Source organism: Bradyrhizobium sp. 137 (genome assembly GCF_023074095.1).
Classification (GTDB): domain Bacteria; phylum Pseudomonadota; class Alphaproteobacteria; order Rhizobiales; family Xanthobacteraceae; genus Bradyrhizobium.
This window is the reverse complement of the sequence record NZ_JADPKU010000042.1, coordinates 101,135-126,326: the sequence shown is the minus strand read 5'-3', so window position 1 is coordinate 126,326 and position 25,192 is coordinate 101,135. Positions and strand designations below refer to the sequence as shown.

Sequence of the window (25,192 nt, the reverse complement as noted above, 5' to 3'; positions counted from 1 at the left end):
TTTTGGCGGGCCTAGCACGAAGCTGCTGCCATCGTCGTGGCAGCAGCTTCTTCACACGCCCAGCGCTTCCGGTCCGATGCGATCGGAACGGAAGCTCTGGATGCTTGTTTTGACGCGTTTTCTTGGCGCGAACCGGTGCCCACTTCGCTCGAAAACGCTCTACTCGTAAAACTCGGGCGCCATCTTCTGGCTGTCGCGCTGGGCCTTGTCGTGGTTGATCCAGAGCTGCGCTTTTTCCCTGGCGAGCGTGTCGGCAATCTTCTGCATCGAGGCCGCGCTCTGGTCCTTGTTGACGTTCATGCTCGGCACGCGGCGGTTGTCCCAATTGTCCTTGAAGTGGACGGCATCGCCCGACAGGATCACCGCGCCGGTTTTTGGCAGTTTCACCAGCAGCGACTGGTGTCCCGGCGTATGGCCGGGCGTGGATAGAATGGTCACGCTGCCGTCGCCGAACACGTCCTTGTCGCCTGCGAGCAGCTCGACCGGATGCGACGGCTTGAAGCGCGGCGCGTTGTTGGGCCCGGGCCAGTCATATTCGGCCTTCTGCACGTAGAGCATGGCCTGCGGAAACAGCTCGACATTGCCGGTATGATCGGGATGCGTGTGCGAGACGGCCACCACTTTGACGTCGTCGGGCTTCAGCCCGAGCTGTTCGAGCTGGGCGGCAAGCGTCTTCGGCCGGCGCCAAGTGACGGCTTTGGGATCGGCGGGCGCGAGTCCATTCGGCATCGCGGCGACGGAATCGGCAATGCCGGTGTCCCACAGGAACCAGCCCTTGGCGTGCTTGATGAGATAGCAGCTGTCGACGAAGTCCATCGTCTTGCCTTCGTTGAGGCCAGGCGTCCAGCGGGAGATGTCGCCGGCGGTGCCCTCGCCGCAATTGAGCACGTAGAGCTTTTCGACCCCGGTCTTCTCCGATTGCGCCAGCGCCGAAGGGCCGGGCAGAGCGAGTGCAGCGATGGCGAGCGCGAGCTTGATCCTGGGCATCATTGTTGTTCCTCCCGTACAGGGCGACGACCGAGGATCAACCCCGGCCCGTTCGCGCAATTCCCGTCAAGCAAATCAATGCGGGCAGGTCTCGACCTCGACCGTGACGTGGCTGAGGCCCTTTAGCCCCGCGAGCCGCCGCTTGTAGACGGCCGGCTGCTTCGGCTGGTCCGACACCACCGAGAGCAGCACGGCACAATGGCCGGGCCCCACCTGCCACAGATGCAAATCGGTGACGCGGTCGTCGCCAACTTCCATCCGCGCCCGGATCACCCGCTCCAGCTTCTCGTCGGCGCGCACGTCGAGCAGCACCGCCCCCGATGACTTGATCAGGCCGAACGCCCAGCTCGCGATCACGGCGCTGCCGATCAGCCCGACGGCTGGATCGGCCCAGACCCAGCCCGAATACATCGCGACGGCGAGTGCTGCGATCGCCAGCACCGAGGTCGCTGCGTCCGCCATGACGTGCACATAGGCGGCACGAAGATTGTTGTCGTGATGATGATGGTGATGGCCATGATCATCCTGGTCGTGGTCATGATCGTCGTGATGATCATGGGCGTGGCTGTGGCCGTGATGATGATCGTGGTTGCCGCGCAAGAGCCACGCGCTCGCGAGATTGACGCACAGGCCGAGCGCGGCGACCGCGATCGCCTCGCCATAGACGATCGGCACCGGCGTGATCAGCCGCAGCACGCTCTCATAGGCGATCTCGATCGCGATCAGGCCGAGGATGATCGCGCTGGAGAAGGCGGCGAGATCGCCGAACTTGCCGGTGCCGAAGGTGAAATGCGCATTTTTCAGGTGCCGGCGCGCAAAACGATAGGCAAAGGCGGCGATGCCGAGCGCCGCCGCATGCGTGCCCATGTGCCAGCCGTCGGCCAGCAGCGCCATCGACCCGAACAGCGAGCCGGCGACGACCTCGCCGACCATCATGACCAGCGTCAGGACGACCACGAGCCAGGTACGCCGCTCGTTCTCGTCGTGCTTGTCGCCAAGAAAGGCGTGGTCATGGGTCCATTGTTCGATGGAGTGGGAATGCATCGAATTCTCCAGAAGATTCAGGTCTGTCGGCCTGCAGTATAGACCGCCGAGGCGCGATTTTCTAAGGCCCAATCGTGCCGCGGATTGACAGTCCTGCTTAGTTTCGCTGTAATCGGCGCCATGGGGATTTGAGCGATCTCCCCACGAGGCGACACGCCCAAGCATCGCGTCCCGTTCGTTTCTTGCGAGGACGCATCATGTCTACTTTCACGACCATCTCATCTGACAAATTGGCACGGCTGGTCGGCACCGCGAACAGCCCGGCCCTCATCGATGTGCGCACCGAGGAGGATTTTGCCGTCGACCGGCGGCTGATCCCAGGCTCCATTAAGCTCAGTCACGACAAGGTGACGGACTGGGGCGGCGACTTCGCCGGCCGCCGGGCCATCGTCTCCTGCCTGCGCGGTGAAAAGCTCGCGCAGGGCGCGGCGGCGTGGCTGCGCCAGCTCGGCGTCGAGGCTGAGACGCTGGAGGGCGGCTTCGAGGGCTGGAAAGCGGCAAACCTGCCGCTGCTCGACACGCGCAAGCTGCCGCCGCGCGATGCCAGAGGGCGCACTGTCTGGGTCACGCGGGCCCGGCCGAAGGTCGACCGCATCGCCTGCCCCTGGCTGATCCGCCGCTTTGTCGATCCCAATGCGGTGTTCCTGTATGTGGCACCGTCCGAGGTGATCGGCGTCGGGGAGCGGTTCAATGCAGCTCCCTTCGACATTGAGAACGTGTTCTGGAGCCACCGCGGCGAGCTCTGCACCTTCGACGTCATGATCGAGGAATTCGGGATCGCCTCGCCACCCCTGCTCCGGCTGGCGACGCTGGTGCGCGGCGCCGACACCGCGCGGCCTGATCTCGCGCCAGAAGCGCCGGGCCTGCTCGCGGCCTCGCTCGGACTATCGCGCATGTATGACGACGACCTCGCGCAGCTCGAGGCCGGCATGCTGCTCTACGACGCCTTCTACCGCTGGTGCCGCGACGCCACCACCGAGACCCACAACTGGCCGACCAACAAGGTGAAGGCGTAATGGATATCCGCAACGTTCAAGCAGGAGCTGACGCCGGTCACGGGGTCAGCTTCAATGAGGCCTTTCGTGTCTGGCTCCGCGTCGCCTGCCTGAGCTTTGGCGGGCCCGCGGGCCAGATCGCGGTGATGCATCGTATTCTGGTCGAGGAGAAGAAGTGGATCTCTGAAGCCCGTTTCCTGCATGCGCTGAATTACTGCATGCTGCTGCCGGGACCGGAAGCACAGCAGCTCGCGACCTATGTGGGCTGGCTGATGCATCGCACCGCCGGCGGGCTGATGGCGGGCGGGCTGTTCATCCTGCCCGGCATCATCGCCATCATGGGCCTGAGTTACGTCTACGCCGCCTACGGCAATGTCAGCTTCGTCGAGGCGCTGTTTTTCGGACTGAAGGCCGCCGTGCTCGCCATCGTGGTCGAGGCCGTGGTCCGCGTCGGCAAGCGCGCGCTGAAGAACCGCATCATGATCGCGCTCGCGGCCGCGGCCTTCGTCGCCATCTTCTTCTTCGCGGTCCCCTTCCCGATCATCATCATCGCCGCCGGCATCATCGGCTATGCCGGCGCGCGCGCTGGCCGTCCGGAATTCGCACCGGCTGGTCACGGCCACGGCGGCAGCGGCGCCGCGATCGACAGCATGCTCGGCGAAGCTGTGCCTGAGCACGTGCGGCCCAATACGGCGCGCGCGATCCGCGTCGGCGCGCTGTGGCTGGCGCTCTGGCTGATACCGGTGATCGGGTTGTTGCTCGCTCTTGGGCAAGACAATGTGTTCAGCCAGATCGCACTGTTCTTCTCGAAAATGTCGCTGGTCACCTTCGGCGGCGCCTACGCCGTGCTGGCCTACGTCGCACAGCAGGCGGTCGAGCATTATCACTGGCTCAAGCCGCATGAGATGCTGGACGGCCTCGGCATGGCCGAGACCACGCCGGGCCCGCTGATCATGGTGCTCCAGTTCGTCGGCTTCATGGCCGCCTACCGCGACCCGAGCGGCCTGTCGCCAATGCTGGCGGCAACGCTTGGCGGCTTGCTCGCGACCTGGGTCACCTTCACGCCCTGCTTCCTCTGGATCTTTCTCGGCGCGCCCTATATCGAGCGCCTGCGCGGCAACACGGGATTGGCCGGCGCGCTCGGTGCGATCACCGCCGCGGTTGTCGGCGTGATCCTCAACCTCTCGATCTGGTTCGCGCTGCACACGCTGTTCCGCGCCACGGTGCCGGTGACCGCCTTCCCGTTCGACTTCGACATGCCGGTGCTGACGAGCGTCGACGTGCCGGCGCTGGTGCTGTCGATTGCAGCGGCCACCGCGATCTTCCGGTTCAAGCTCGGCATGCTCACAGTTCTCGCCGGCAGTTGTGCCGCGGGCGTGGCGATGCGGTTAGCGGGGGTAATTTAGGGCCTGCACCCACGAGTCCGTCGCGCCCGACTTGCCATCGGAAGGCGACGTTGAAGGCGACAGCGCTACATGGCGGTCTTGCCCAAAATGGCGAATTACACCGTGACCAGCGCAGGGATTTCCGGCCTACGTACTGTGCGCCGGCGCTCTCTCCCATTCGTCAACGTGGTTGACGGTAGTTGCCCGGAATTGCTGTTCCGCGAGCTATTGGATGGAGTCTTCGGGCAACCAGCCATGATCAATATGCCTTCGCAAAACTGGTCGTGGTGGTTGAAGTTCGGCGCATGTGTGACCGGCTGCATCAGCGGTGCCATGGCGCGCGATACGGACTCCCGAGGTGAACGGCGTCATTGAAGTTACCATCGCCTGCACCTCTTCCTTAATGAACCAATGGCCGGCCACAACGCGACCGGCGACGGTGTCGTCATGCCCGCGGGAGCGCAGCCGCGCCGGACGACCGGACTGATAATCTGATCAATCGGGAAAGGCATTATCCAACAGAGGAGTATCCTATGAAGTTGGCTCAAACATCAGCACTAGTCATTTGTCTGCTTGGCGCGCCAGGGATTTCGCTGGCTGCGGATGCCAAGGGGGATGTGGAGAAGGCATACGCCTCTTGGGATGCCGCATTCAACAAGCACGACGCAAAAGCCATCGGCGCTTCCTATGTCGCGACGGCAAAATTGATGCCGCCTACACATCAGGTGGCGTCAGGTCCGGCTGAGATCGAGAGTTTCTTTGCTGGACTGTTCGCGAACGGCGTGACGGGTCACAAGTTGGAGATGATTGACGCCGGCGGAGACGACAAGGTTGTGTTCGGGACAGCCAAGTGGAGTGCCACGGGTAAGGACAAGGAGGGCAAGCCGTCTCCATTGGGTGGTCTGGCGATGCACGTATTCGAACGCCAAGCCGATGGATCGCTCAAATTGAGGCTGCAAACATTCAACTAAAGCGGTCGAAGCTGATCAGTCCGGTGAGGCGGCGGCCTTACCGGACACTCAGAAGGGCTACTTGTCCCGGTGCAAGATATGTCCGGGGTGGGTCGCAAGCCGTCGATGATGACCAAGCGGGACGACTTCCGATTCGCCCTTAGAAGCTGCTGCCGGAACGCGACTTGAACCGACAGGGCTGCGTGGCGGCTAAGGGCCTAGAAGCAGACGCTGCGGACGCGCCGGCAACGCTCAAAGCAGCAGTACCGACGCTAGCGAGGCGCCGAGTAAGCTACACAAACAAATGATGCGTCAGATGGTGCTCAACGCTTGCGTGATCAAGGGCGCTTTGCTCGGCGTGCGAAGGGCCAATCAGGTCCGCATCCTGAATTAGCGCCAGTCCATTTTTTCCGGCATCGTGCAGAGTATATTCCACTGCATCCGGTCCGTGGCCGTTCCCAGAATTCTCTGAAACTCTGACCTCTGCCCTATCATTCTTGAAATGAAAGGAATCTTCGAACTGGGGCGCAGCTGCCGTTGCATTCTGGTCCGGCCCCGCATGCAGAGTTTTAGAACCGCTTATGGGCACCTTGGGCAAGTCAGCCTGCGATTGGCCGGAATTGAAATGGCTACTCTGTACATCGTCCTTGGCGTGCTGATCGGCAGTTGCGGAACCTTCCTCCGAAGCGTCTAAGTCGCGATGCGATTGCCCCCAGTCAGAATCGTGTCCGGTTGAGTCGTGCTTGGCGGGCTGCTTATCGGCTGCTGCCCCGTGTTCCGAAATATGCAAATCACGCTGCGATTGTCCATGATCTGGATCGTCTCCCGGTGGCCCGTCTCCGGCGTGTGGCTTACCGGCTGCTGCTCCCTGTTCCGAAACATGCAAATCACGCTGCGATTGTTCATCATTGGATCCGTCGGCTGCGGTCGCGTGTATTGTGCCGTGTTCGGCATTCCTCGACGCGTCCGTCGCGGCCGCCTGCTCGAAGCCGCTATGATCGATCGGAGCGTCGATGGCGCCGGATCCGACGTGAGGGTTGCCGCCGGCGCCTACGCTATGCTCGCTTGCGGCTGCATCGACGATCTGATGCTCGTCGCTTTTGCCGATGGCATCGCTTCGGCCAGCCTCGAAAACGAATGATTCATGGCGGCCTTCGGGATTAAGCCGGGCTAGGTTCTCCAACTCGTTTAGGGTCGCATCGGCGCTGCCAGGCATATTAAGGGCGCCCAATTCGCTGGTGGCGTTTTCGGCAGCCGACGCAAAGCTATCCCAAAAAGTGAACGCCTGCGCAGGACTGTTAAGGAGTTCGTAAATCGAAACTCCGACCGCCATGAGCATAAACCCGCCAAAGTCACTGATGCTTGACCTTGGAGGGTTGAGTGCCGGCGATGTGATCGTGCTGGCGGCAATATCGGCGCGGGACTCGATGAGCTTGCTGCCCCGCGTCGGGATGTCAGCTCCAGAGTTCTCGGCACGATCGGCTTTACCCACGGCTCTGGCCGTTTTACCCGAAGCCGCGGTCGTTTTTGGGGGGCTGATTTTGATGGTCACGACAGCGCCGGTGTCGTCTGCGGCCATTACCGTGACACTATCGGTAAGCGCATGATGAACTGCGCTCGCGCTCGCGGGCTGAACGTCGTCCAGCGCTGCCCAAATCAGAGCTGCAAGCGCGCCGACCCTGCCGTAAAGGCGCGATAGGGCGAACGTTGCGAGCTCGGTTCGGTTTTTGATCTCAGACTGCGCAGACATGTGATCAACTCGCGCCTTGATCGTGCCTGTGGCGACGTTGAGCTGGCGCGCAATCTCCTTGTTCGACATACCGCAGGCGACCAGACGTAGGATCTTGCGCTCCAGGTCCGTCGACGCTGCAAGTCCATTTTCGCCGCACGCGCCCTTGCCGGGCTTGCGGATAGCCGCCCGATCGGCGGTCGGTGCCACCAGCCTCAGGGACCGGAACAAGGTTTCGGGCTCCTCGCGCATCGGAATCGCAGTGCAGGCGCCCGCCGCGACGGCGTCAGCGATATCGCCTCGCGCAACCGATGCTGTGTAGAATACCAAGCGCGTGGGAAGGTTTTCCGCAGTAACGGCGGCGAGCATTTCAGAAGCCGTCACGTCAGAAAATCCGTCCTCCAAAAGGGCGACATCTGGCGTCAACCTCCGGACTGCTTCGAGGCAAGCCGCTCCATTAGTGCATGACGCAACAATCTCGAAGTCACGCTCCGCCGCAAGTAGCGTCCCAAAACCCTGCAGAACGATCGGACGACGATCTGCTATCAGTAGTCGGATACGAAGCACCTGCTCTACCTCGCCCGGCCTTCCGTCCTAAGTCACCCAGCAGAGGCGAGCTAGATTGAACGGAGTGACACTCAAGAGCAGCCCGGCAACGCACAACAATCCTCTTGGTTCCTGTAGATTAGTACGGCAATCGGATGATGTTCGTGCTTGCAGCCGATCGATGGCCCTCGTAGCCGGCAGAAAGCCCATCGGATAGGAAATCACAGTGTGGGCAGAACGAGATGAGCAAACCGTCCGCTCATGGGATGGTCCGGCTGTGCTCCAGCCCCGCCACTGCGAGAAGGTGGCAAGGGGCGCTCAAGGCAAGGAGCACGCCATGTCTCAGAACCTCAATGCAGCGATCGCAGTGATCGGCATCGGTATTGGCAAGAATTCGTTCCACCTCGTGGGTCATGATCACCGCGCTGCCATCGTGCTGCGCAGAAGTGGTCACGCCTCCCATCCCCAAGGGTATAGGGTGTCAATCCACAGCGACCTGTCGAAACGCTGTCGGCGCCATGGACACGCCGCCAAAGCCAAAAGGCCGGTCATAGACCATGAGCAGGACGAGGCACACAGCGATTGCCGTAGAAAAGATAAACAAGGTCGCCGCCATCGCCGCTCGATTATCGATATGTATCATTGCGATCGTCACGAGGATCAGCATCGTCAAGACAATGATGACTGCCCACTGGATCGGCGCGATCTGAAGCTGGCTGAGCCGAATTCTATCTCGCCGGACTTCAAACGCATGTTCGATCGCGACCAAGGCGCGCTCCTGGGCCAGCTGCTGAGCGGGTTGTGCGGGCGTAAAGGAAAGGACCGCCGCCATCGCGTCAGTCAATCCAGTCGGGATTGCTTGCAAAGTGGCTTCGCCCCTGCCCATCGCTGGCCAATCCTGCGTTTCAATGAAATGAAGGTGGCGCTTGAGGCTATCGCGCAGATTGTTCCGAACATCCGGTGGCAAAGCATCCGCGAGGAGCATGGCCTGTCGGAGAGCACTGGCTTCCTGACCGACATATTCCCCGGCCCGATCGACATTTGTCCATACGCGCGAGGACAGGAAGGCGAGGAGCAGGGCCAGGATAACCGCCAGAGGCGTCAACGTCACAGGCGAGGCCGCCTTCAGCTGCCTCACCACTGCGCGCCGGGACAGGATTGCCGCTGCGCCGAAAGTCGCAATCGCCAACACGTAACAGAAGCCGAATACAAGAAGCATGATGCCGGGAATCGAATGGGACTCAACCCAATGCAACATTGGTCCTCCTGAGCTGGCTACTCCTGTCCTTCTAGAATACGCCCCGAGTCCCCTGACCGGAAGGCCACACCGCACGGGTGCTGCAGGCAAGCGGGCATTCGCGTGGTGCCGAAGGACGACACCGACTAGGATCAGGAATATGGCTTCACCGACAATCGGCGGATGCCGAAGCCGTTAACTGCTGCGCCGCGGCAGTTCGATCCCGATGTCCGGAGGGGTCAGGAGCCCTCGATAATGCTCGAGCGGGGCGACTTCCGCTTTGCCCCTTAGAAGATGCCGTTCAGGAGCACCAGCCCTCAAAACAAAAGCTCGTCACGGCGCACCCGTCGGCCATCACCCGTCGGGCAAAACAGCTGACCACTTCCGCACCCTCGGCTGTCAAGACCCGCTCTGCAAAATATTCATATTTACCGAAATTCGGATTTGTCGTATAGAAAAGCACCCTGGCCCGAGACAAGGGGCGGATCGCGATCGTCACGAACCGCGGGCTGGGCAGCGATGGACGCGACGGCGTCGAGCGTAACAGGCATTGCAGGGCGGCTTCAGCCGTGAGCAATGCCTTCGCGCGAACGACACGACGCCGACAGCGTCTTCGCATGGCTTCGGGGGCGAGCACACGCCACCCCTCGGATTCCCAGCGAAGACGTGCGCGGACGGAGAAGTCGTGTGGTCCTGACGCCCGGGGTCTGTGCGTCAAGTCCTGTGGTGATGTAGCGGCCCGACCGGGCCCGCGCATCAGTCATCTGCATGGCGACGGGGGCAACAGTGCATCGCTCCCCGAGGAGAGCACGAAGGACACCGTTAAAACCATTCGCGCAGGGAAGGCCGGGCGACCGGCATCACCTGTTGTCCACCCCGTGTGCATTTCTATCGCACACGGACTCGGGTGCCGCCGGCGCCTGGCCTTCCCTGCGCCCTTGTCTTTTCCGAGGGCGCGCCGTGAAGCAAAGCTCGGGCGAGATGCGCCGCGAGAACGCGATGGTATGTCTGCTGTTTGAGATGCGAATCGGAGAGCGATGGCCTCGCCACTTGCTCCATTGCGAGCGCAGCGAAGCAATCCAGAGTCTTTCCGCGGCGGGATTCTGGATTGCTTCGCTGCGCTCGCAATGACCATGTGAGACGGCGCTCCCCTCTGGTGCCCCGGACGCAGCGCAGCGCTCCTTCAGCGGTGCGCTGCTGAGCCGGGGCGCCCATGTCTCCGAGCGATCCGTGCCGCACGGGTCCCGGCTCTGCGCAGCAACGCGAAAAGCGTTGCAGCGCGTCCGGGACAAGAGAGTGCTACCCAATCGCCCGGCCGAACTTGTTCGACTTCGGAAACCCCTTCGGTGCCAGACGGCCGGCATCGGCGCGGTTACCTTGCCATTCGGCGAGCTCTTTCATCGTTGCCGAGAATTCGCGCCCCGCGGAGTCCTTCCAGGTCAGCCCCGCCTTGGCATCGAATACCGCGACGTCGGAGAGGCCGCCGTCCTTGTATTTCTGCAAGCGCATGCCGCGGCCGCGGGCCATCTCGGGGACTTGGTCAAGCGGGAAAATCAGCATCTTGCGGTTCTCGCCGATGACAGCAACGGTGTCGCCTGTTACCTCGGTGATCGCGCGCGCCTCGTTCGGCATCTCGACGTTGAGGACCTGCTTGCCCTTCTTGGTGGTGCCGACGCAATCGTCCTCGTTGACCACAAAACCCTGGCCTTCGTGGCTCGCGACCAGGAATTTGCGCCCGCCCTTGTTGACGAACAGCGCAACCGGCGCAGCCTCCTGCTCGAGGTCGATGAACAGGCGGATCGGTTCGCCGTGGCCGCGGCCCCCGGGCAGCTTCGCCACATCGAGCGAGTAGAACTTGCCGTTGGTGGCGAACAGCAGCAGCTTCGAGGTCGTCTCCGCAAAGAAGGCGAAACCGAGCTTGTCGTCCTGCTTGAAGGCAAGGCCGGAGAGATCCTCGACATGGCCCTTCATGGTGCGGATCCAGCCCTTGTCAGAGACCACGACCGTCACCGGCTCGCGCTCGACAAAGGCTTCCTCGATCGCGGCGAGATCGTGCTCGGGTGCGTCGGCAAAGGTGGTGCGGCGCTTGCCGAGCGGCGTCTTCGGCCCGAACATGTCGCGGACCTTGCCGACCTGCTCGCCGACCTTTTTCCATTGCTCGGCTTCCGAGGCGAGCACCGCATTGATGCCCTTGAGCTCGGCGCGAAGCTTCTTGTCCTCGGTGCGGATCTCCATCTCCTCGAGCTTGCGCAAACTGCGCAGCCGCATGTTGAGGATGGCTTCAGTCTGCACCTCGGTGAGCTTGAACGCCTTCATCAGCTCGGGCTTCGGCTCATCCTCGGTGCGGATGATCTTGATCACCTTGTCGATGTTCAGATAGGCGATCAGGAGGCCGCCGAGCACTTCCAGCCGGTGCTCGATCTGCGCCTTGCGGTGATTGTTGCGGCGGATCAGCACGTCGCGCAGATGGTCGAGCCACTCGCGCAAGCACTCGGCCAGGCCGACCACCTTGGGCACCTTGCCCTTGATCAGTACGTTCAGGTTCAGCGGGATCTTGCTTTCAAGCTCGGTCAGCCGGAACAGCGACTCCATCATCAGCGCGGGATCGACGTTCTTCGACTTCGGCTCGATGACGAGACGGACGTCCTCGGCCGATTCGTCCCTGACATCACCGACCAGCGGGAGCTTCTTCTGATCCAAAAGCTCGGCGATCCTCTCCACCATCCGCGACTTCTGCACCAGCCAGGGGATCTCGGTGACAACGACCACCCAGGTGCCGCGAGCGCCCTCCTCCTGCTCCCACCGCGCGCGCACGCGGAACGAACCGCGGCCCGTCGTGTACGCCTCGGCGATCGCCTGCTTGGAATCGACGATGATGCCGCCGGTCGGGAAATCCGGACCCTTGACCCACTTCAGCAGCGCCTTGGATTTCGCGTCGGGCTTCTCGATCAGATGCAGCGCGGCGTCGCACAGCTCGGCGGCGTTGTGCGGCGGGATCGAGGTCGCCATGCCGACCGCGATTCCTTGCGCGCCGTTGGCAAGCAGGTTCGGGAAGCCGCCGGGCAGGACGATCGGCTCCTTCGACTGGCCGTCGTAATTGGCGCGGAACTCGACCCCGTCCTCGTCGATGCCATCGAGCAGAAGACGCGCGACGTCGGTCATGCGCGCTTCGGTGTAACGGTAGGCGGCCGGGTTATCACCGTCGATATTGCCGAAATTGCCCTGGCCGTCGACCAGCGGGTAGCGCGAGGAGAAGTCCTGCGCGAGACGCACCATGGCGTCATAGATGGCCTGGTCGCCATGCGGATGGAACGAGCCCATCACGTCGCCGACGATTTTTGCGGATTTCTTGAAGGCCGTGCCGGGGTCGAGCCGGAGCAGGCGCATGCCGTAGAGGATGCGCCGGTGCACCGGCTTCAGGCCGTCGCGCGCGTCCGGCAGCGCACGGTGCATGATGGTGGAGAGCGCATAGGCGAGATAGCGCTCTTCCAGCGCTTCACGCAGCGGCACCTCGTGAATTTCGGCCGGTTCTTCCGGCGGAACGATTCGTTTTCCCATGTCGCCCGGTTAAACCGTGGAAGCGAATCGGGCAAGGATGGATTGGTTCCTTGTGGGTGGCTAGTGCCCCGCCCAGCCGGCCGTCACAGGCTGGGTGGTTTGCGGACTCTGAGCCTGCGTGCTGGACGGTGCATTCGCCAGGCAATGCCGGGCGGTCTCGATCTCAGCCTCGCTCGCGCCCTTGGACCGCGCCCATGCCTCTGCGGCTGCAGCCGAATATTTGGCCACATAGTACCGGATGACGGTGCAGGATGCCCGACGAAACACGCCAGGTTGCGGCTCGCCGGCCATTGCATCAGGCGCGCACGCGAGCAGCGCCGCCGATAAGGCGAATCCCTTGATCAACATTTAGGCTAACCCCGCTGTGGAACCGGCGGGTCAATTCGGCCGGCCGAGATTTGGTTCCCGGGGAACTTTCAAGTAGGTTGGCAGGCCCAGGCGCTTTTCATCATGGCACCGGAATCTCCGCCCTTGCCTGCTGCCGCATCAAGGCGTTGATGAATCCGGCGCGCGCGTCGGAATGGCCCTGCCCGCGCGGCTCCAGCACGTGGCGCAGCAGGAACAAGCCGGTGAGCCGAAAGCCGTCCTGGAGATCCTGCTCGGTAAGGTCGGTGTGCACCTCGCCCTGGCGCAGGAATGACGGCAGCCGCAACAGCCGATCGCGCCACGGCTCGCCCGCGCCGCGCGACACCGCGCCGCCGGATTTGGGCGAGACATAGATCAGGTCCGTGGTCTCCCCGGTCACCGCGCAATTCTCCAGCGCGAGCCCAAAGCCGAGTTCGGCGAGCATCGCCAGCTCGAAATGGATGACATGCACGGCGGCGCCGCCGATATCGTCGAAATCGTCGAGCGAATGTTCGAGCAGAGCAAAGATCGCCTCATGCGGATCGCGCTCGGGCAGCAGCCGCGCGATCGAAGCGAGATGGGTAACGCCGTAGACGCCGTGGGATGATGCCAGCAGCGTCGCCGCGCGCAGCTTCAATCCCTCGATCGCATAGGTCCCGAGATGCTCGTCGAGCCGCGCCCGCCACACCGCACTGACGCTGTTCCCCGGCTGCAAAAGCGGCCGCATCCGCGAGCCGGCACCGCCGCGGACGAGACCAAGATGCCGGCCGTGCGCGCGCGTCAGCAACTCGACGATGGCGCTGCTCTCGCCATGCCGCCGCACCCCCAGCACGATGCCTTCGTCGGTCCATTCCATGGCAGGAAGTGTAGCCCACCCTGCGGCGTCGCGCGAGACGCTAGGCGTTGAACCAGCTCTGCGCATCGCCCGTGAAGGAGAAATACAGGCCCATCGTCGTCAGCACGCAGGAGACGATCTCGATGGCACTGTCGAGCTCCATGCCCTTCTCGCCGATGATCTGGCCGAGCGAGATCACCGACAGCACGAGGGCTGCCGCAAGCACCCAGCGCGGCCAGTTCTTGCGTCCATGCGCGGCGAGCCAGACGAAATAGACGAGAAGCAGGATCATGCCGCCGGCGAGCAGGGTGGCGGTCATGATCATTTGCTCGGCCATCTCGGCGTTGGGCGTGCGGTCCTGCACCGCGACCGACAGGGCATCCAGCATCAACGATGCATAGAGCAGCGCTTCGAAGCGCCGGACGTTGCTGGGCACGCTCATCGGATACCGATCTTTTCTTGGTTATTCCTTGGGGAAGTCCAGGCCCATCTCGCGATAGCGATCCGGATCGTCGCCCCAGTTCTCGCGCACCTTGACGAACAGGAACAGATGCACCGGCACATCCAGGATCTGCATCAGTTCTTTGCGCGAGTCGGCGCCGATCGACTTGATGGTGGCGCCGCCCTTGCCGAGCACGATCTTGCGCTGGCTTTCGCGCTCGACGAAGATCGTCTGCTCGATGCGGACTGACTTGTCCTTGCGCTCCTCCCACTTGTCGGTCTCGACCGTGGACTGGTAGGGCAATTCCTGGTGCAACTTCTGATAGATTTTTTCGCGCGTGATTTCGGCAGCCAGCTGCCGCATCGGCGCGTCCGACATCTGGTCCTCGGGATAGAGGAATGGACCAGGAGGCACCATCTCGGCCAGCGTCGTGCGGATGTCGTCGACGCCGTCGCCCGAGATCGCCGCAATCATGAAGGTCTTCGCGAATTTCATGCGCTCGTTGGCGGCTTGGGCCAACGCCAGCAGCTTCTCGCGCTGGACCAGGTCGACCTTGTTGATCACCAGGATCTTCTCGTGATTGACGCTGGCCGCCTTGGCGAGGATCGCCTCGGCCTCCTCGTCGATCCCGGTCTTGGCATCGAGCAGCACGCAGACGAGATCGGCGTCGTGAGCCCCGCTCCAGGCGGTCGAGACCATGGCACGGTCGAGCCGGCGCTTCGGCGAGAAGATGCCGGGCGTGTCGACCAGGATGATCTGCGCGTTGTTCTCGATCACGATGCCGCGGATCAGCGCGCGCGTGGTCTGCACCTTGCGCGAAACGATCGTGACCTTGGCGCCGACCAGCGCGTTCGTCAGCGTGGACTTGCCGACATTCGGCGCGCCGATCAGCGCAACGAAGCCGCAGCGCGTAGCAGTGGGCGCCTCGCCGCTTGCTTCAGCCGTCATTGCCGCCGCCAACGCCTTCGCGTTCGATCATCACTGAAGCCGCCACCTTCTCTGCCGCACGCTTGCTGCCGCCGATGCCTTCGGCCGGGGCCAATCCCGGCAGGTCGACGGCGACGCGGAATTGCGGATCGTGATGCGGGCCGGTGCGCTCGACCTCGCGGTAGACCGGGGTCGGCAAGCCTTTCCCCTGCGCCCATTCCTGGAGCACGGTCTTGGGGTCGCGCAAGGGACGGCGCGGCTTGTGCATGCGCTCGGTCCAGTTGCGCCTGACGAATTCGGCCGCCGCCGCGTACCCGCCGTCGAGGAAAACGGCGCCGATCACGGCCTCGCAGATGTCCCCGAGCACGCTCTTGCGCAGGCGGGCGTCGGCGCTGGGGCCGACCGAGCCGAGCTTGATGTCGTCGAGCAGACCGAGCGATTTTGCGACGTCGGCGCAGCTCTCCTTGCGCACGAGCTCGGCAAGCCGCTTGGACAGCTCGCCTTCGTCGGCGTTCGGAAAGGTGTGATAGAGCATGTCGGAGACGACCAGCCCGAGCACGTGGTCGCCGAGAAATTCCAGCCGCTGATAGCTGTCGCCGCGCTTGCGCCCGGACTTCAGTGCCGAGACATGCGTGATCGCCTGCATCAAGAGGTTCGGGTCAGTGAAGCTGTGGCCGATGCGCGCCTCGAGCGCCGCGTTCGCGTCCGCGCCCTTGGCCTTGCTGCTTCGCGTCCGCTTCTTCTTCGCGGGCGCCTTGCTCGCAAGCGGTTTGGTCGCAGCTTCGCCCTCGGGGCCGGCTTGCGCCTCCGTCAGTGGGGTCGCGATGTCCTTGGCTTCGTCTTTCATCGGACGATATTGAAGAAACGATTCCAGCGCACCGCCCAAGGCCAGCGCCAGAACATCCAGGCATGCTCGCCTTCGGCGATGGAGAAGAAGATCATCTGCGCGCGGCCGATCAAGTTCTCCTGCGGTACATAACCGACCTGGCCGAGGAAGCGGCTGTCGGTCGAGTTGTCGCGGTTGTCGCCCATCATGAAGAAGTGACCGGGCGGCACCGTGTAGACGTTGGTGTTGTCCATGTAGCCGTTGTCGGCGCAGTCCAGCGTCTCGTAGGACACGCCGTTCGGTAGCGTCTCCTTCCAGCGCTTCACCCGGGAGATGCCCCCGCCTTCGGAGCCGCACGGATCCTCGCCGACGAACTCGCTCATGCGCTGCCGCTCGACCGGGGTATCGTTGATGTAGAGCAGACCGTCCCGCATCTGGATGCGGTCGCCGGGAAGACCGATCACGCGCTTGATGTAGTCGGTGGAATCGTCCTTGGGCAGCCGAAACACGACGATGTCGCCGCGGTCGGGGTCAGAGCCCCAGACCCGCCCCGAGAACAGCGGCGGCGAAAACGGGATCGAATAGTGACTATAGCCGTAGGAATATTTCGAGACGAACAGATAGTCGCCGACCAGCAGCGTGGCCTTCATCGAACCGGACGGGATGTTGAACGGCTGGAACAGGAACGTGCGGATCACCAGCGCGATCAGCAGAGCATGGATCACGACCCGAATCGTTTCGCCGACACCGCTCTCAGTTTTCGTTCCCGAAGTCACGCTCATTGCTCTCTCAATTCCGGCCGGCGGTCACAGAGCGCCCTCCTCCCGCGAACAGCCGATCGGCTCGCGGCCCAAGGAGATTGTCCTGATTCTGATAGTGAGGGCCAATTCCGGCGTAAAGCCGAATTCACCCAGCCTGATTTGCGTCGACGGACTTTTAGACGGTTGTCGGAGACCGCGCAATCAAGGATCGCATCAAAACTGCATAAGATATTGGTATTTCAAATGAATTATGAGATTACAGGATCCGGTCAGGGCTTGGCCAGCGGGACGGCGGAAATGACGACGAAGGCCTGCGCGAGCGGCCAGTCGTCTGTGATCGAAACATCGATCCGCGCCTCGAACCCTTCCGGTGTCAGGGCCTGAAGCCGAGCCAAGGCGCCGCCGGTCAGTTGCATGGTCGGCCGTCCGCCCGGCAAGTTGACCACCCCCATGTCGCGCCACCAGACGCCGCGCCGGATCCCGGTACCGAGCGCCTTGGAGCAGGCCTCCTTGGCGGCAAAGCGCTTGGCGTAGGTCGCCACCACCATCTTCTCGTTCTTGGCGCGCCGCTCCGCCTTGGCCCGCTCGGCCGCGGTGAAGATGCGGTCGAGGAAGCGCTCGCCATGGCGCTCGATCACCTTGCCGACGCGGGTGATGTCGATCAGGTCCGAGCCGATTCCGATGATCATGCCCGGCTCCGGCCGCGGTCCATCGCCGCGCGCATGCTGCGCACGGTCTCGGCGAGCCCTACGAACAGCGCCTCGCCGATCATGTAGTAGCCGATGTTGAGCTCCATGATCTCAGGCAGCGCCGCGATCGTCTCCGCCGTCGTATAGTCGAGCCCGTGGCCGGCATGGACCTCGAGCCCCGCTTCCTTCGCCAGCTTCGCCCCCGCCACGATCCGCTGCCATTCGGCATCGGCCTTGCCGGTCGGGCCGTCGAGGACGGCGTCGCACCAGGCGCCGGTGTGGATCTCGATCACGGGGGCGCGCAGCCGCGCCGCCATCTCGATCTGCGCGGGGTCGGCGGCGATGAACAGCGAGACCCGGATGCCGGCATCGCTCAGCCGCGCGATGTAGGGCGCGAGCGCATCGTGCTGGCCGACGACATCTAACCCACCCTCGGTCGTCACCTCCTGCCGCCGCTCCGGCACGAGGCACACCGCGTGGGGCCTTGTGGCGAGCGAGATCCGCATCATGTCGTCGGTCGCCGCCATCTCGAAATTGAGCGGCTTGGAGATCTCCGCCTTTAGCCGCGCCATGTCCTCGTCGCGGATGTGCCGGCGATCCTCACGCAAATGCGCCGTGATGCCATCCGCGCCGGCCTCGATCGCCACCAGCGCGGCGCGCACCGGATCGGGATTGCGGCCGGCGCGGGCGTTGCGCAGGGTCGCGACATGGTCGACGTTGACGCCGAGGCGGAGCGGAAGTGCGGGCATTGCAGGACTCTCGAGCTCAGGGGGACAGACGCATGCGAGAAGCGTCTATCCATTAACACGTTCGACGCGGGCGACGACCGCCTTGGCGCGCAATTGGGCCAGGATCGCGCTCAAATGCTTCAGATCGTAGACTTCGAGGTCGATCGTCGTCTCCGTGAAATCAGGTGAGCGGCGCTGCATGCTGATGTTGTCGATGTTGCCATCGTGCTCGGCGATCACGGTCGCGATCTGTGCCAGCGCGCCGGGCTCGTTGACGTTCTCGACCTTGATGCGGGCCGGGAAGCGCTGCGGCAAGGAATCCTCGATGTCCCAGCGCACGTCGAGCCAGCGCTCCGGCTCCTCCTCGAAATCCTTCAGGGCGGGCGCCTGGATCGGGTAGATCGTAATGCCCTCGCCCGGCGTCACGATGCCGACGATGCGGTCGCCGGGCACGGCGCCGCCGTTCGGCGCGAACTTCACCGGCAGGTCGGAATTGATGCCGCGGATCGGAATGGCGACCGGGCTGCGTGGCGACTCCGACGACTTCTCCTTGAGCTTGGCGGCGAGCCCCTTCTTGATGCCGTAGCGCGCGATGCGCTCCTCCTTGTAGTCCGGATACATCGCGCGCGCGACGTGGGAAGCCTTGATCTCGCCGCGCCCGACCGCCGCCATGACGTCCTCGATCGAGGTCCGCGCCAGCCGCGGCAGCGCGCCCTTGAGCTTGTCGTCGGCATATTCGATCTTGGCGCGCTCGAACAGGCGCTCGACGATGCGCCGGCCGAGACCGACATATTGATCGCGCATGGCGGTGCGCGTGGCGCGGCGGATCGCGGCGCGCGCCTTGCCGGTGACCGCGAGCGTCTCCCAGGCCGACGGCGGTGCCGACTGCGCTTCCGAGGTCAGCACCTCCACCTCGTCGCCGTTCTGGAGCTCCGAGGACAGCGGCGCGAACTTGCCGTTGATCTTGCAGCCGACCGCGCTATTGCCGACGTCGGTATGCACCGCATAGGCGAAGTCGATCACGTTGGCATGGCGCGGCAGCGCGATCAGCTTGCCCTTGGGGGTGAAGCAGAACACCTGATCATGGAACAGCTCGAGCTTGGTGTGCTCGAGGAATTCCTCGGGATTGGCGCTCTCGGAGAGGATGCCGATGGTGTGGCGCAGCCAGGCGAAGGCGTTGGATTCGCGCTTGAGGTATTCGGTCGGCGAGCCTACGCCCTCCTTATAGAAGACGTGCGCGGCGATGCCGCGCTCGGCGATCTGGTCCATCGCCTCGGTGCGGATCTGGAGCTCGACGCGCTGGTTGCCGGGGCCGATCACGGTGGTGTGGATCGAACGGTAGTCGTTCTGCTTCGGCGTCGAGATGTAGTCCTTGAAACGCCCCGGCACGACCGGCCAGGTGGTGTGGACGATGCCGAGCGCGCGATAGCAGGCTTCGATGTCGCTGACGACGAGGCGAAAGCCGAAGATGTCGGACAATTGCTCGAAGCCGACCGACTTGCGCTCCATCTTGGTCCAGATCGAGAACGGCTTCTTGCGGCGGCCATAGACCCTTGCGCCCAGCCCCCGGTGGCGCAGATTGTTGGAGAGCTGGTCCTCGATCTCGCCGATCAGATTGCGGTTGCGCTCGGCGAGCGCATCGAGCCGCTGCATCACCACCGAATAGGCTTCGGGATCGAGCGTGCGGAAGGACAGATCCTCCAGCTCTTCACGCATTTCCTGCATGCCCATGCGGCCGGCCAGCGGCGCATAGATGTCGAGCGTCTCCTCGGCAATGCGCCTGCGCGATTCCGTCGGCACGAAGTCCAGCGTGCGCATGTTGTGCAGGCGGTCGGCGAGCTTGACCAGAAGCACTCGGACATCGTCGGCAATGGCCAGCAACAATTTGCGCAGGTTCTCGGCCTGTTTGGCCTCCCGCGACACCAGCTCCAGCCGCTTCAGCTTGGTCAGGCCCTCGACCAGAGCGCCGATCTCGGGCCCGAAGATCTGGTCGATCTCGGCCCGTGTCGCTTCAGTGTCCTCGATCGTGTCGTGCAGCAGCGCGGCCACGATGGTGGCGTCGTCGAGCTTGAGGTCGGTGAGAATCGCCGCCACTTCAAGCGGGTGCGAGAAATACGGATCGCCTGAGGCGCGGGTCTGCGAGCCGTGCGCCTTCATCGCATAGACATAGGCACGGTTGAGCAGGTCTTCGTTGGTGTTGGGATTGTAAGACCTGACGCGCTCGACGAGGTCATATTGACGCATCATGCGTGCGCGAGGCTTCGCCGGGCGCGCCACCGGCGCAGTCGGGGCCACGGCAACCGATTCGGTTGCGGCCTGCATCTGCATTGGTTTCCAGCGCCGATACACCATAAGTCCTGCCTTCAAACGGACCCCGACGCGACCGTTGCATACATCTTAACGCCGATCCCCGGCGCGTCCGATCAATTCAGTGACAGGGCGCAGCGCGAACCGACAACACTATGGTAACCACGAAAACGCCAACAAAAGCAAAGGCCCGAACAACGGTTCGGGCCTTGATAAGATCACAAGAGGTCGATGATTGCGACGGGACGACCTACTCGTCCTCCTCCGGCTGCTCCTCGGGCGGTGCGAGGCCTTCGAGACCCTTTAGGAGCTCCTCTTCGGTCATGCGTTCGACGGCGACCTCGGTATCGTCCGCATCGACGCTCGCGCCCGCGGAACCGATCAGCGGCACCGTATCAGGCTCCGGCTCGTCGACCTCGACGAACTTCTGGAGCGAGTGCACCAGCTCCTCGCGGAGGTCCTCCGGCGAAATGGTCGTCTCGGCAATTTCGCGCAAGGACACAACAGGGTTCTTGTCGTTATCGCGATCAACCGTTAGTTGTGAACCGGACGAAATCATGCGGGCGCGGTGGGCGGCCAGCAGGACCAGGTCAAACCGGTTGTCGACCTTGTCGATACAATCTTCTACGGTGACGCGAGCCATGGACTGTCGCTCCGTTGTGGGTGGGACGAAATATGTGGGTGATCGGGGCTAGTTATAGGGACCGGGCCGCTTTCGCAAGGCCAATTTGTGATTTGGCCTCGCCAAACGGCTCTGCTACCCCCACATTGGGGCTGGGATGGGTGATTTCCCGGGCTGCCATCGAAGGTAACGCCGGGCGTGTGGAAGTCCGCCATAACTATACCTTGATTGCCCCGACTTCTCCGGATTTGCGGTTTCGACGGCTTTCGACGGCGCCTTAGAACTGCGCGGCTTGCTGCCGCCGCGCCAACAATAAACGATCAATCACGACCACTACGCGAGCAAACTGAATGTCAATTTCTCCTACCAACAAGATCGCGCTCTTCATCGATGGCGCCAATCTCTACGCGACGGCGAAAACTCTGGGCTTCGACATCGATTACAAGCGCCTGCTGAAGGAGTTTCAGAGCCGCGGGACTCTGCTTCGGGCGTTCTACTACACCGCTATCATCGAGGATCAGGAATACTCCTCGATTCGCCCGCTGATCGATTGGCTGGACTACAACGGCTACACCGTCGTCACCAAGGCGACCAAGGAATTCATCGACGCCTCCGGCCGCCGCAAGGTCAAGGGTAACATGGACATCGAGCTCGCCGTCGACGCCATGGAGCTCGCCGAGCATATCGACCAGATGGTGCTGTTCTCGGGTGACGGCGACTTCCGCTCCCTGGTCGAGGCCGTCCAGCGCCGCGGCGTGCGGGTCACCGTGGTCTCCACCATTGCCAGCCAGCCGCCGATGATCGCCGACGAGCTGCGCCGCCAGGCCGACGTCTTCACCGACCTCGTCGAGCTGCAATCCAAGCTCGGCCGCGACCCGTCCGAACGCCCCGCCCCGCGTGATCGCGGCGAGCGCGAGGGACGCCACCACGCCCCGCAATTCCTCCAGCGCGCAACCACGATGGCGCCGAGGGGCGATGACGACTTCGAGGAGTGAGGCGGCCCGGCCAAGCCGCCAGCCATCCACCGTCGTTCCCGACCGTGACTGCCCCCTCTGTCCGCGCCTGGTCGCCTTTCGCGAGGCCAACCGCGCGCGTGAGCCGTCGTGGCACAATGCGCCGGTTGCGCCCTTCGGTGACATAAAGGCGCGCCTGCTGATCGTCGGCCTTGCGCCGGGGATGCAGGGAGCCAACCGCACCGGTCGTCCCTTCACCGGCGACTATGCCGGTGATCTCCTTTACGCGACGCTGCTCGAATATGGGTTCGCCAAGGGCACCTATCAGGCGCGCCCCGATGACGGCCTGAAGCTGGTCGATTGCCGGATCGCCAATGCCGTGCATTGCGTGCCGCCGCAGAACAAGCCGCTTCCGATCGAGATCACCACCTGCCGCCGGTTTCTCGTCGCCAATCTGGCGACCATGCCGAACCTGCGCGCCATCGTCGCGCTCGGGCGGATTGCGCACGACAGCGTGCTCAAGCCGCTGAATCTGAAGGGCTCGCAAGCTCCCTTCGGCCACGGCGCCGTGCACCAGGCGGGCGCGGTCAAGCTTTACGACAGCTATCACTGCTCCCGCTACAACACCAACACAGGGGTGCTGACGCCCGACATGTTCCGGTCCGTGTTCGCGAAGGTGAAAGCCGACCTCGATTAGGCCCCGACCTAGCCCCTGACTGGATTGGCCTTCAGCCAACCGAGCACATCGCCGGCGTTCCGGTCCGGCGGAAACACCGGATAGAACACGTGCGTGATCCTGGCGTCGTCGATGATCAGTGCAAGCCGCTTGATCAGCGTCAGGCCTGCGACCTGCATCGTCGGTAAATTCAGGGCGCGCGTCAGCTTCAGCTTCTCGTCCGACAGCACCGGGAACGGCAGATGCAGCCGCGAGGCCATCTCGATCTGGTAGTCGTTGCTCTGGGCCGAGAGACCGAACACGTGCGAGGCGCCAGCCGCCTTCAAATCGGCAAACAGGTCGCGAAACGCGCAAGTCTGAGGGGTGCAGCCGCGCGCGCCCGGGATCATGTCCCAATCGTCGACCAGTGCGATCTTGCCGGGCTCGCCTGTGCGGGGATAGGCGAACACCACGGTCCGGCCGCGCAGCGCCGACAGCGTGACTGACGTGTCGTCCGTCGCGCGCAGGCCGATCGCCGGCAACGTCATGCCCGTCAGATGCGCGGCGCCGCCGTCGTCGGCCGGCGCGGGAATCTGGCTCCAATCGACCTCGAGCAGGTTCCTCTGGATCATCCCCTATCCCCTTGCCCGCATCAGGCGGCCCTTCTCCCGGCTCCAATCGCGCTTCTTCTCGGACTCGCGCTTGTCGTGCAGCTTCTTGCCCTTGGCAATCGCCAGCTGCAATTTGGCCCGACCGCGCTCGTTGAAGTACAGCTTGAGCGGGATCAGCGTCATGCCTTCGCGGTCGACCGCGCCCATCAGCTTGTTGATCTGTCGGCGGTGAAGCAGCAGTTTTCGCGGCCGTTTGGGCTCATGATTGAAGCGGTTGCCCTGGAGATATTCGGGAATGGTGGCGTTGATCAGCCAGATCTCGCCGTTCTTCGAGTCGGCATAGGATTCCGCGATCGTGCTCTTGCCGTTGCGGATCGACTTGACCTCGGTGCCGGTCAGCGCGATGCCCGCCTCGATCGTATCCTCGATGGCGTAGTTGAAGCGGGCCTTGCGATTTTCCGCCATGACCTTGATCGGACGTTCGTTCTTATCGGCCATCGCAGACAAACCTGATCAAGATGCGCACGGATTCTAACAGGTCGGATGAAGCGCGCGCGTCAAGACTTCTTGAGGAGATCACGGATCTCGGTCAGCAGCTCGACCTCGGCCGACGGCTTCGGCGGAGCGGCAGGTGCCGCCTCCTCTTTGCGCTTCAAGGTATTCATGGCGCGGATCACCAGGAAGAGCACGAAGGCGATGATGATGAAGTTGATCGTCAGCGTGAGAAAGCTGCCCCAAGCAAGTACGGCGCCTTGCTTTTTTGCATCGGCTAAGTTGGTGGCTGTGACCTTCGCCGACAAGGGGGTGAAGTAGTTCGAGAAGTCGAGTCCGCCGGTGACGGCGCCGATGATCGGCATGATGACATCGCCGACCAGCGAGTTGACGATGGCACCGAAGGCCGCGCCGATGATGACGCCGACCGCGAGATCGACGACGTTCCCCTTCATGGCGAACTCGCGGAACTCCTTGAGCATACGCGTGCCCTTTTCCTCGACGCTCATGAAAGGCTCCCCGAAGGCCAACGCGTCAGTTGATCAGGCCCGCGTGCACCATCGCGCTGCGCACGGCAACGCGGGTCGGCTCGGAGACCGGCACCATCGGGAGCCGCAGCGTCTCGTCCAGCTTGCCGAGCAGCGACATCGCGTATTTGATCGGCGCAGGATTGCTCTCGATGAAAAGGTTGTTGTGCAGCGGCATCAGCTTGTCATGCAGCTTCAAGGCGGTGGCATGGTCGCCCTTCTGCCAGGCGACGTGGAACTCCGAACACAAGCGCGGCGCGACGTTCGAGGTCACCGAGATGCAGCCGTGGCCGCCATGGGCCATGTAGCCGAGGATGGTTGCGTCCTCGCCGGAGAGCTGATTGAAATCCTCGCCCATCGCCGCGCGCTGCTGCGACACGCGGACCATGCTGGCGGTGGCGTCCTTCACGCCGGCGATGTTGTTGAGCTCCCACAAGCGCTTCATGGTGTCGACCGACATGTCGATCACCGAGCGCGGCGGAATGTTGTAGATGATGATGGGGATGCCGATCGCGTCGTTGATCGCCTTGAAGTGCTGATACATGCCTTCCTGGGTCGGCTTGTTGTAGTAGGGCGTGACGACCAGCACGGCATCGGCGCCCGCCTTCTCGGCGTGCTGGGAGAGTTCGATGGCCTCTTTGGTCGAGTTGGAGCCGGCGCCCGCGATCACCGGCACGCGGCCCTTGGCTTCAGCGATGCACCATTCGACGACCTTCTTGTGCTCGTCGTGGCTGAGCGTCGGGCTCTCGCCGGTGGTGCCGACCGGGACCAGGCCGTTGGTGCCCTCTGAAATCTGCCAATTCACCAGGGAGCGGAACGCCGCCTCGTCCAGCGAGCCGTTCTTGAACGGCGTGACCAAGGCGGTGAACGACCCCCGGAATTTCGTCTTGGCTGCCATGGACTTCCTCCGTACGCGGCGATCTCTTGAGCAAGGCCCATTCATATCGGGTCTGTCCGGCCGGTAAAAGGCCCGCCGCGTGTGACTCACCGTTTAGGCCGCGATTTTGCCGCGGTGATGGTGCAAATCGGCCCGAGGTAAGC

General features: G+C 63.3%; 25 protein-coding genes and 1 pseudogene. 7 read left to right on the top strand and 19 right to left on the bottom strand.

From position 1 onward, the window contains the following. Positions 1-159: 159 nt before the first annotated feature. A complete protein-coding gene (locus IVA78_RS08395) occupies positions 160-990 on the bottom strand; it encodes an N-acyl homoserine lactonase family protein (RefSeq protein ID WP_247277055.1) in 831 nt (276 codons plus the stop codon). Positions 991-1,062: 72 nt separating this feature from the next. Beyond that, positions 1,063-2,031, bottom strand: coding sequence for a CDF family Co(II)/Ni(II) efflux transporter DmeF (gene dmeF / locus IVA78_RS08390; RefSeq protein ID WP_247277054.1), 969 nt, complete (start codon positions 2,029-2,031; stop codon positions 1,063-1,065). Positions 2,032-2,228: 197 nt separating this feature from the next. On the opposite strand from dmeF, the gene IVA78_RS08385 reads away from it, so the two are divergent. From IVA78_RS08385 to IVA78_RS08370, 4 genes are all read left to right on the top strand, one after another. Then, positions 2,229-3,047, top strand: coding sequence for a chromate resistance protein ChrB domain-containing protein (locus IVA78_RS08385; RefSeq protein ID WP_247277053.1), 819 nt, complete (start codon positions 2,229-2,231; stop codon positions 3,045-3,047). Then, positions 3,047-4,432, top strand: coding sequence for a chromate efflux transporter (gene chrA, locus IVA78_RS08380; protein WP_247450876.1), 1,386 nt, complete (start codon positions 3,047-3,049; stop codon positions 4,430-4,432). The genes IVA78_RS08385 and chrA overlap by 1 nt, the downstream gene beginning before the upstream one ends. 69 nt (positions 4,433-4,501) lie before the next feature. Further along, positions 4,502-4,786, top strand: a complete 285-nt coding sequence (locus IVA78_RS08375) for a hypothetical protein (RefSeq protein WP_247277051.1) — start codon at positions 4,502-4,504, stop codon at positions 4,784-4,786. A 158-nt stretch (positions 4,787-4,944) separates the two neighbouring features. After that, a complete protein-coding gene (locus IVA78_RS08370) occupies positions 4,945-5,382 on the top strand; it encodes a nuclear transport factor 2 family protein (RefSeq protein ID WP_247277050.1) in 438 nt (145 codons plus the stop codon). A gap of 271 nt (positions 5,383-5,653) precedes the next feature. Here IVA78_RS08370 and IVA78_RS08365 read toward each other — a convergent pair whose 3' ends face one another. After that, positions 5,654-7,516 carry a response regulator transcription factor gene (locus IVA78_RS08365; protein ID WP_247464994.1) on the bottom strand — a complete coding sequence of 621 codons (1,863 nt, stop codon included), beginning with the start codon at positions 7,514-7,516 and terminating at the stop codon, positions 5,654-5,656. 457 nt (positions 7,517-7,973) lie between these two features. Between IVA78_RS08365 and IVA78_RS08360 the strand changes: the two are divergent. Further along, positions 7,974-8,081, top strand: a pseudogene (locus tag IVA78_RS08360) (IS110 family transposase); the annotation flags it as partial. Positions 8,082-8,117: 36 nt separating this feature from the next. Here IVA78_RS08360 and IVA78_RS08355 read toward each other — a convergent pair. The 12 genes from IVA78_RS08355 to rpoZ all read right to left on the bottom strand — a co-directional run bounded on the left by IVA78_RS08355 (position 8,118) and on the right by rpoZ (position 20,934). Further along, a complete protein-coding gene (locus tag IVA78_RS08355) occupies positions 8,118-8,894 on the bottom strand; it encodes a DUF4239 domain-containing protein (RefSeq protein ID WP_247420680.1) in 777 nt (258 codons plus the stop codon). A 1,278-nt stretch (positions 8,895-10,172) separates the two neighbouring features. Then, positions 10,173-12,431 (bottom strand): DNA topoisomerase IV subunit A, encoded by a 2,259-nt coding sequence (gene parC / locus IVA78_RS08350; protein WP_247277047.1) that lies wholly within the window; start codon positions 12,429-12,431, stop codon positions 10,173-10,175. 60 nt (positions 12,432-12,491) lie between these two features. Then, a complete protein-coding gene (locus IVA78_RS08345) occupies positions 12,492-12,779 on the bottom strand; it encodes a hypothetical protein (RefSeq protein WP_247277046.1) in 288 nt (95 codons plus the stop codon). Between the two features lie 100 nt (positions 12,780-12,879). Then, positions 12,880-13,632, bottom strand: a complete 753-nt coding sequence (gene recO / locus IVA78_RS08340) for a DNA repair protein RecO (protein ID WP_247277045.1) — start codon at positions 13,630-13,632, stop codon at positions 12,880-12,882. 40 nt (positions 13,633-13,672) lie between these two features. Next, positions 13,673-14,053 (bottom strand): hypothetical protein, encoded by a 381-nt coding sequence (locus tag IVA78_RS08335; RefSeq protein WP_247277044.1) that lies wholly within the window; start codon positions 14,051-14,053, stop codon positions 13,673-13,675. Between the two features lie 21 nt (positions 14,054-14,074). Then, positions 14,075-15,001: a GTPase Era gene (era, locus tag IVA78_RS08330; protein ID WP_247277043.1), complete on the bottom strand. Its 927-nt coding sequence runs from the start codon at positions 14,999-15,001 to the stop codon at positions 14,075-14,077. Beyond that, positions 14,991-15,827 carry a ribonuclease III gene (rnc, locus tag IVA78_RS08325; RefSeq protein WP_247420676.1) on the bottom strand — a complete coding sequence of 279 codons (837 nt, stop codon included), beginning with the start codon at positions 15,825-15,827 and terminating at the stop codon, positions 14,991-14,993. Before rnc ends, era begins: the two co-directional genes overlap by 11 nt. After that, complete coding sequence (gene lepB / locus IVA78_RS08320; RefSeq protein ID WP_247277041.1) at positions 15,824-16,588, bottom strand: signal peptidase I; 765 nt, start codon at positions 16,586-16,588, stop codon at positions 15,824-15,826. Before lepB ends, rnc begins: the two co-directional genes overlap by 4 nt. Positions 16,589-16,836: 248 nt before the next feature. Further along, on the bottom strand, positions 16,837-17,256 hold the full coding sequence (gene acpS, locus IVA78_RS08315) for a holo-ACP synthase (RefSeq protein ID WP_247277040.1): 420 nt from the start codon (positions 17,254-17,256) through the stop codon (positions 16,837-16,839). Then, positions 17,253-18,005: a pyridoxine 5'-phosphate synthase gene (locus IVA78_RS08310; protein ID WP_247277039.1), complete on the bottom strand. Its 753-nt coding sequence runs from the start codon at positions 18,003-18,005 to the stop codon at positions 17,253-17,255. Before IVA78_RS08310 ends, acpS begins: the two co-directional genes overlap by 4 nt. A gap of 45 nt (positions 18,006-18,050) precedes the next feature. Beyond that, complete coding sequence (locus tag IVA78_RS08305; RefSeq protein ID WP_247277038.1) at positions 18,051-20,336, bottom strand: bifunctional (p)ppGpp synthetase/guanosine-3',5'-bis(diphosphate) 3'-pyrophosphohydrolase; 2,286 nt, start codon at positions 20,334-20,336, stop codon at positions 18,051-18,053. A gap of 205 nt (positions 20,337-20,541) precedes the next feature. Further along, positions 20,542-20,934: a DNA-directed RNA polymerase subunit omega gene (rpoZ, locus tag IVA78_RS08300; protein ID WP_007603391.1), complete on the bottom strand. Its 393-nt coding sequence runs from the start codon at positions 20,932-20,934 to the stop codon at positions 20,542-20,544. Between the two features lie 329 nt (positions 20,935-21,263). On the opposite strand from rpoZ, the gene IVA78_RS08295 reads away from it, so the two are divergent. Together IVA78_RS08295 and IVA78_RS08290 are read left to right on the top strand one after the other, a co-directional pair. Continuing rightward, a complete protein-coding gene (locus IVA78_RS08295) occupies positions 21,264-21,908 on the top strand; it encodes an NYN domain-containing protein (protein WP_247277037.1) in 645 nt (214 codons plus the stop codon). Beyond that, on the top strand, positions 21,889-22,563 hold the full coding sequence (locus IVA78_RS08290; RefSeq protein WP_247277036.1) for a uracil-DNA glycosylase: 675 nt from the start codon (positions 21,889-21,891) through the stop codon (positions 22,561-22,563). The genes IVA78_RS08295 and IVA78_RS08290 overlap by 20 nt, the downstream gene beginning before the upstream one ends. A gap of 8 nt (positions 22,564-22,571) precedes the next feature. Here the strand turns inward: IVA78_RS08290 and IVA78_RS08285 are convergent, their stop codons facing one another. The 4 genes from IVA78_RS08285 to dapA are packed head-to-tail and all read right to left on the bottom strand — an operon-like array spanning position 22,572 to position 25,049. Then, positions 22,572-23,153, bottom strand: a complete 582-nt coding sequence (locus IVA78_RS08285; RefSeq protein WP_247277035.1) for a peroxiredoxin — start codon at positions 23,151-23,153, stop codon at positions 22,572-22,574. Positions 23,154-23,156: 3 nt separating this feature from the next. Beyond that, the gene (smpB, locus tag IVA78_RS08280; protein WP_145629990.1) at positions 23,157-23,630 is read right to left on the bottom strand and encodes an SsrA-binding protein SmpB; all 474 of its coding nucleotides are present in this window, start codon (positions 23,628-23,630) and stop codon (positions 23,157-23,159) included. A gap of 59 nt (positions 23,631-23,689) precedes the next feature. Then, the gene (gene mscL, locus IVA78_RS08275) at positions 23,690-24,106 is read right to left on the bottom strand and encodes a large conductance mechanosensitive channel protein MscL (protein WP_247277185.1); all 417 of its coding nucleotides are present in this window, start codon (positions 24,104-24,106) and stop codon (positions 23,690-23,692) included. A gap of 52 nt (positions 24,107-24,158) precedes the next feature. Further along, positions 24,159-25,049 carry a 4-hydroxy-tetrahydrodipicolinate synthase gene (gene dapA / locus IVA78_RS08270; protein ID WP_247277034.1) on the bottom strand — a complete coding sequence of 297 codons (891 nt, stop codon included), beginning with the start codon at positions 25,047-25,049 and terminating at the stop codon, positions 24,159-24,161. Between the last annotated feature and the right edge of the window lie 143 nt (positions 25,050-25,192).